Annotated in this window: 8 protein-coding genes; 1 reads left to right on the forward strand and 7 read right to left on the reverse strand. The window is 68.5% G+C overall.

What is annotated here, in order from left to right; all coding sequences use genetic code 11:
• The 3 genes from MIC448_RS09105 to MIC448_RS09115 all read right to left on the reverse strand — a co-directional run.
• Window positions 1-667: dihydroxy-acid dehydratase (locus MIC448_RS09105; RefSeq protein ID WP_036298561.1), on the reverse strand; the 667-nt coding region annotated here is incomplete at its 3' end.
• 9 nt (window positions 668-676) lie between these two features.
• Window positions 677-1,489 carry a trehalose-phosphatase gene (gene otsB / locus MIC448_RS09110; protein WP_243419940.1) on the reverse strand — a complete coding sequence of 271 codons (813 nt, stop codon included), beginning with the start codon at window positions 1,487-1,489 and terminating at the stop codon, window positions 677-679.
• Window positions 1,486-2,934: a trehalose-6-phosphate synthase gene (locus MIC448_RS09115; protein ID WP_051513491.1), complete on the reverse strand. Its 1,449-nt coding sequence runs from the start codon at window positions 2,932-2,934 to the stop codon at window positions 1,486-1,488. The genes otsB and MIC448_RS09115 overlap by 4 nt, the downstream gene beginning before the upstream one ends.
• A gap of 332 nt (window positions 2,935-3,266) precedes the next feature.
• Between MIC448_RS09115 and MIC448_RS09120 the strand changes: the two genes are divergently transcribed.
• The gene (locus tag MIC448_RS09120; RefSeq protein ID WP_036298564.1) at window positions 3,267-3,518 is read left to right on the forward strand and encodes a hypothetical protein; all 252 of its coding nucleotides are present in this window, start codon (window positions 3,267-3,269) and stop codon (window positions 3,516-3,518) included.
• A gap of 17 nt (window positions 3,519-3,535) precedes the next feature.
• Here the strand turns inward: MIC448_RS09120 and MIC448_RS09125 are convergent, their stop codons facing one another.
• The 4 genes from MIC448_RS09125 to MIC448_RS09140 form a co-directional block, all read right to left on the reverse strand.
• Window positions 3,536-4,000, reverse strand: a complete 465-nt coding sequence (locus MIC448_RS09125) for a GNAT family N-acetyltransferase (RefSeq protein ID WP_081766308.1) — start codon at window positions 3,998-4,000, stop codon at window positions 3,536-3,538.
• Window positions 4,001-4,136: 136 nt separating this feature from the next.
• Window positions 4,137-5,342, reverse strand: coding sequence for an acetyl-CoA C-acetyltransferase (locus tag MIC448_RS09130; RefSeq protein ID WP_036298571.1), 1,206 nt, complete (start codon window positions 5,340-5,342; stop codon window positions 4,137-4,139).
• Window positions 5,339-5,992, reverse strand: coding sequence for a 3-oxoacid CoA-transferase subunit B (locus tag MIC448_RS09135; protein ID WP_036298574.1), 654 nt, complete (start codon window positions 5,990-5,992; stop codon window positions 5,339-5,341). The genes MIC448_RS09130 and MIC448_RS09135 overlap by 4 nt, the downstream gene beginning before the upstream one ends.
• Window position 5,993: 1 nt before the next feature.
• Window positions 5,994-6,582, reverse strand: a 589-nt coding sequence (locus MIC448_RS09140) for a CoA transferase subunit A (protein ID WP_036298576.1), incomplete at its 5' end; no start/stop codon positions are given.

A 6,582-nucleotide genomic window follows, 5' to 3' on the forward strand; every position in this document is an offset into this window, starting at 1 on the left:
CAGAAGCCATGGTGTTCGCCGTGTACATCCCGCCGCAGGCGCCCTCACCGGGAGCGAAGGCGCACTCGATGCGGTGGAGATCTTCGTCGCTCATCTTGCCCGCGAGACGCGCGCCGACCGCCTCGAACGAGTCGATGATCGTGATGTCCTTCTCGGTGCCGTCGCTGAGCTTGACCCAGCCCGGTGCGATGGAACCGGCGTAGAGGAACACGCTCGAGAGGTCGAGACGGGCGCTGGCCATCAGCATCCCGGGGATCGACTTGTCGCAGCCCGCCAGCAGCACGCTGCCGTCGAGGCGCTCGGCCATCATGACCGTCTCGACCGAGTCGGCGATGACCTCGCGCGACACGAGCGAGAAGTGCATGCCCTCGTGGCCCATCGAGATGCCGTCCGAGACCGAGATGGTGCCGAACTGCAGTGGGTAGCCCCCGCCCGCGTGGACCCCTTCCTTGGCGCCCTGTGCGAGTCGATCCAGGCTCAGGTTGCAGGGCGTGATCTCGTTCCAGCTCGACGCAATGCCGATCTGGGGCTTCTCCCAATCGGCGTCGCCCATCCCGACACCGCGGAGCATTCCGCGTGAGGTGGTCGCTTCGATGCCGTCGGTGACGACCCGCGAGCGGGGCTTGATATCGACGGGGGAACTGTCAGACGGGTCGTACGGAGCCATCCCCCGAGTCTATTCCCGCCGCGCTGCCCGCATCCGCGCGAGGGTCGACAACACTCCGGCGAGTTCTTGGGCATCTGCAACACGCAAACGAGCGGATGACTCCCCCGGCCCGACGCGCACGCCCAGGTCGCCGTCGCTCAGGTGAGCGATCGCGTCCTCGTCCGTCACGTCGTCGCCGGCGAAGAACACGGCCGTCGCGCCGGTCTCTTCGCGCAGCGCGGCTATCGCGACATCCTTGCCGGCGTGGCTCGATGAGAACTCGAGGATGTCCTGGCCTGTGCGCCGACGCCAGCCCGGGGCGCGCTCGACCACGAGCGCGTCGATCTCGCGCGTCGCCCGCGCGGCGTCCTCGGCGGTGCTCATGCGGGAATGCAGCGCAAAACCGAGGGCCTTGTGCTCAATCCACGCCCCCTCGATGTCGGCGACGATCAGGTCGGCGTCGGCACGGAGGGCATCGGCATCCACGTCGTCGGTGTCGGTGTCGCCCCCGTGAACGTGGTTTGCCGCGGCGCCCGTGGGGTACCAGAATTCGGCGCCGTGCGATCCGGCGAGATAGATCGGTGAGTCGTCTCGGTGCTCGCCGATGACGCGCAGATCCGCCAGCATCCGTCCCGAGACGAAGGCGACGACCGTGTCGGGCAGTGCCGCCAAGCTCGCAATCGCCTCTTTCGACGCGGGCAGTGCACGAGCGGCCATCGGTTCGTCGATGAGGGGCGCGAGTGTGCCATCGAAGTCCAGCGCGACGAGCAGCACGGGTGTTGCGGCGAGCGGCTCGAGCGCTGCCGTCAGGTCGGTCGTCATCTCGCTTGAGTCCATGCTCATGCGGGTGCCACCTCTCTCGGAGCCGGGCCCCGGTCGCGACGACGCGCGGCATCGAGAGCCGCAACGAAGCTCTGCGACCAGGCCTCGACATCGTGCTCGAACACCCGGCGGCGGAGCGAACGCATGCGGCGTCCCTGTTCCGCTCCGGGCATCTCGACGGCGCGCATGATCGACTCCTTGAGCCCCTCGATGTCGTGCGGGTTGATGAGCAGGGCGCTGCCGAGCTCGTCGGCCGCGCCGGCGAACTCGCTCAGCACGAGCACGCCGCGATTGTCGATGCGCGAGGCGACATATTCCTTGGCGACGAGGTTCATTCCGTCGCGAAGCGCCGTGACGAGCATGACGTCGGCGGCGAGGAACAGCGCGACCATCTCTTCACGGGGATAGCCGTGGTGGAGATAACGGATGGCCGTGTGGCCCATCGTGTCGAACGTGCCGTTGATGCGCCCGACCGTCAGCTCGATCTCGTCGCGCAATTGGGCGTACGCCACGACGCGCTCGCGGCTCGGGCTCGCGACCTGCACGAGCGTCACGTCGGACGTGTCGAGCTTGCCGTCGGTGAGAAGCTCGCCGAACGCCTTCATCCGGTGCCGGATGCCCTTCGTGTAGTCCAGGCGATCGACACCCAGCAGGATCTTCCGCGGATTGCCGAGGCCCTCGCGGATCTCGATCGCCCGCGCCTGCACCTCGGGCGAGCGCGCGAGCTCGGCGTAGGACTCGGCGTCGATCGAGATCGGGAAGGCCTTCGCGAGGGCGATTCGGGTGCGGCCGTCACCGACGGGCACCGAGATCCCCGAAGCCTTGGTGTCGTAGCGAAGCTGGCGCCGCACGGCGCGGGCGAAGTTTCCGGCATCCGCGACGCGCTGGAACCCGATGACATCCGCTCCGAGCAGACCCTCGAGCACCTGTTTGCGCCACGGCAGCTGCGAGTACAGCCCGTATGCCGGGAACGGGATGTGATGGAAGTAGCCGATCGTCAGGTCGGGGCGCAGCTCGCGCAGCATTTTGGGCACGAGCTGCAGCTGGTAATCCTGCACCCAGACCGTCGCGCCCTCAGCGGACACGGCGGCGGTGGCCTCGGCGAAGCGTTTGTTGACGCGGACGTAGGCCTCCCACCACAGCCGGCTGTAGCGCGGCGCCGCGATCACGTCGTGATAGAGCGGCCAGATCGTGTCGTTCGAGAAACCCTCGTAGTACAACTCGACGTCCTCGGCACTGAGCACGATGGGCACGAGGTGCGTGCCCTCGAATTCGAAGGGTTCCAGCTCGAGGTCGGCTTGACCCGGCCATCCCACCCACGCACCGTCGGCACGGCGCATCATCGGCTCGAGGGCCGTCACGAGTCCTCCCGGCGAGCGCCGCCATTCACCGTCCTCGGCGCGGTCGACGGGCAGTCGATTGGCGACGACGACGAAGTCGGCGCGATCGGGCAGATCGGTCGTCACGGGGGCCTCTCACGAGCATCGGGACGGGCATGCGTGCTTCCTCCAGGGTATCTGGCGCGTCGACGATGCCCGGCCCGAGGCATCCGTCTCTCCATGTGCACCGGGCCCCAGCATCCTTCCCGCACCTGCGCCCGCCTACTTCGGCGAAACACCCAATGTGCGTCGAGACACCCCTCGACCCCGGGTGTTTCGCGACAATGGGGGTGTTTCGGGGCAGGAGGGCGCGGCGCACGGGCGACACAGAGGGAAGACGGGCGAACGGATGCGGCGGGCACCGGCGGCGAAATGTCAACCGTGAGCGCGGCGCACCGACCTTCGGTAGCGTTGGGGACATGCGCAAGTACCTCTTCGGCACAGGCCTCATCTCTGCGGTCACCGGCGGCATCACGCTGCTGCGCGGTGCGCGTGACAGCGAGTTCACCTGGCGCGAGGCGCTGGCGTGGCTCAGTTGGGGAATCACGGCAGCGCTCGCAATCGGCGCGATCGTCGACAAGCGGCGCGCATCCCGCGGCCACTTGATAGCCGACGATTCCCCCGTGCACGGCGACGAGGCGAAGCTGCTGAAGAAGCGCATCCGCAATTAGTCAGCCCCGCATCCGGCTCAGGCGAGCGGAATCTCGTAGTGGACGAAGCCCGTGTGTGTTGCGACAAGGTCATACAGCCCGCGCGCTGTCGCGTTCGTGTCGTGGGTGAGCCAGTACACCTTGGCGGCACCGTGCCCGCGCGCCCACTGCTCCACATGACCGATCAGGGCGCGCCCCATCCCGCCGCCGCGAACCCCCGACTCGACGTACAGGTCCTCGAGGTAGACGTACGGCACGCGCGACCACGTGGCCGGGTGCGTCAGCCAGTGCACGATACCGACTGCCCGACCCGTTTGATCCCGCGCGATCGCGCCGTGAATCTCGACATTCGCGCTCGTGATGCGCTCGAACGTCAGTTCGGTGATGTCATCGGGAACGGATGCCTTGTAGAAGGCGATGTACGCCTGCCACAGGGCGAGCCACTCGTCGTGGTCGGAGGGGCGGAGGGGGTGGATGTCGGGGCCGGTGCCTGCGTTGCTCACATCGGCACACTACCCACCCGCCTCTCGTGCCACCGAGCCCGCCGCCTACCGCCGAGATCGCCTCTTGTCGCGCGCCACCAACCGGCGCTCTCGGCAACAACGGGCGATCTCGCGCACCGCGCTTCCGACGCTCCGCTCAGCGCGTGAGGATGAGCGCCTCGCCCTGGCCCCCACCACCGCACAGCGCCACAGCCGCGGTGCCGCTCCCCCGCCGGCCGAGCTCATGCACCGCGTGCACGACGAGCCGTGCGCCGGATGCGCCGATCGGGTGACCGACCGCGATGCCGCCGCCGTGGACGTTGACGACGTCGTCGCCGAGGCCCAGCTCGGCCTGCGAGCGCACAACGACCGCACCGAATGCCTCGTTGATCTCGACGATGTCGAGGTCGGCCGCGGTCAGTCCCTGTTTCTCGAGCGCCTTCGCGATTGCCCGGGCGGGCTGCGCGTGCAGAGAATTGTCGGGCCCGGCGACCTGGCCGCTCGCACCGACGACGGCGAGCACGGGCCAACCCTTTGCCTCGGCGTGAACGCGGTGCGTGAGCACAACAGCGGCCGCGCCATCCGAAATCTGGGACGAATTGCCGGCCGTGATCGACCCGCCCGCGGCGAACGCGGGTCGCAGCCGCCCGAGCGTCTCGACGGTCGTGTCGGGACGGATGCCTTCATCCGCCGTCACGAGCACAGGGTCCCCCCGCCGCTGCGGCACCTCGACCGGCACGATCTCGTCGACGAAGACGCCCGCCTCGGTCGCGGCCGCCGCGCGCTGATGCGACCGCGCGGACGCGGCATCCTGCTGCTCGCGCGTCACCTCGAACCGCTCGTTGTGGCGCTCGGTCGACGCACCCATGCTCTCGTTGTCGTACGCGTCGGTCAGTCCGTCGAGGGCCATGTGGTCGAGCACCTCGACGCTGCCGTACTGCCAGCCGTCACGCGAACCCATCAGCAGGTGGGGTGCGCGGGTCATCGATTCCATGCCCCCGGCAACCACGACCTCCGCGTCGCCGACGCGGATCATGCGCGCGGCGTCGATGATCGCCGTGAGACCCGACAGACAGACTTTGTTGACGGATGACGCGGGCACATCCCACCCGATGCCCGCCGCGAGAGCGGCCTGGCGTGCGGGGTTCTGGCCCGACCCGGCGGGAAGCACCTGTCCGAGCACGACGGCGTCGACGGCGTCCGGCGCAATGCCGGCATTGTCGAGCGCCCCACGGATGGCGAAGCCGCCGAGCTGCGGCGCCGTGAACGACGCGAGCTGGCCCTTCAACCGCCCCTGGGGGGTGCGGGCGGCCGCGACGATAACGATGTCGTGGGGCTGCTCTTCGTGCGCTGCCTCGCTCATGCGTGCTCCTTCAGTGCGGGCGAAACCGTCAGGGGTGGCTCGGTCGCCGCGATCACCTCGGCCACCGTCACGCCGGGCGCCACCTCCACCAGTACGAGGCCGTCGGGGGTCACATCGATCACGGCCAGGTCGGTGATGATGCGGTCGACCACGCCGCGCCCGGTGAGGGGCAGCGAGCACACGTCGACGATCTTCGCCGAACCGTCCTTCGCCACGTGCTCCATCAGCACGATGACCTTCGCCGCACCATGCACCAAGTCCATCGCACCGCCCGGTCCCTTGACCATCTTGCCGGGAATCATCCAGTTGGCCAGGTCGCCGGTGCTCGAGACCTGCATCGCACCGAGCACGGCGACGTCGATCTTGCCGCCCCGGATCATGCCGAAGCTCGTCGCGGAGTCGAAGAACGACGAGCCAGGGAGCGTGGTCACCGTCTCTTTGCCGGCGTTGATCAGGTCGGGGTCGACATCTGCGTCAACCGGGTAGGGTCCGACGCCGAGGATTCCGTTCTCGGACTGCAGCACGACGGTGACGCCATCCGGCACGTAGTTGGGGATGAGGGTCGGCAGGCCGATCCCGAGGTTGACGTACGAGCCATCCGTCAGCTCGGCGGCGGCACGCGCGGCCATCTGCAGGCGATCGAGGGCCATGTCAGTTCCCTTCCGAACCGGCGCGCACCGTGCGACGCTCGATGCGCTTTTCGATGTCGGTGCCGACCTCGACGATGCGGTGCACGTACACCCCGGGCAGATGCACCTGGTCGGGGTCGAGTTCGCCGGGCTCGACGAGTTCTTCCACCTGGGCGATGCAGACGCGACCCGCCATCGCCGCGAGCGGGTTGAAGTTGCGGGCCGCCTTGTTGAAGATCAGGTTGCCGTGCCGGTCGCCGCGGAGGGCGTGGACGAGAGCGAAGTCCGTCACGATCGCCTCTTCGAGGACGTGTTCGCGCGGTTCGCCCGCCACGTCGAAGACGCGGACATCTTTCGGCGGCGACGCGACCGAAACGCCGCCCGATCCGTCGTAACGTCGCGGCAGCCCACCTTCGGCAACCTGGGTGCCGACGCCCGTCTGCGTGTAGAACGCCGCGACGCCCGAGCCGCCCGCGCGGAGCTTTTCGGCAAGAGTGCCCTGCGGGGTGAGTTCGAGCTCGAGCTCACCGGAGAGAAACTGCCGTTCGAACTCCTTGTTCTCACCCACGTACGACGACGTCATCTTGCGGATGCGGCGGGCGTTCAGCAGC

This window comes from Microbacterium sp. C448 (genome assembly GCF_000582705.2).
In the GTDB taxonomy this organism is placed as follows: Bacteria; Actinomycetota; Actinomycetes; order Actinomycetales; family Microbacteriaceae; genus Microbacterium; species Microbacterium lacus_A.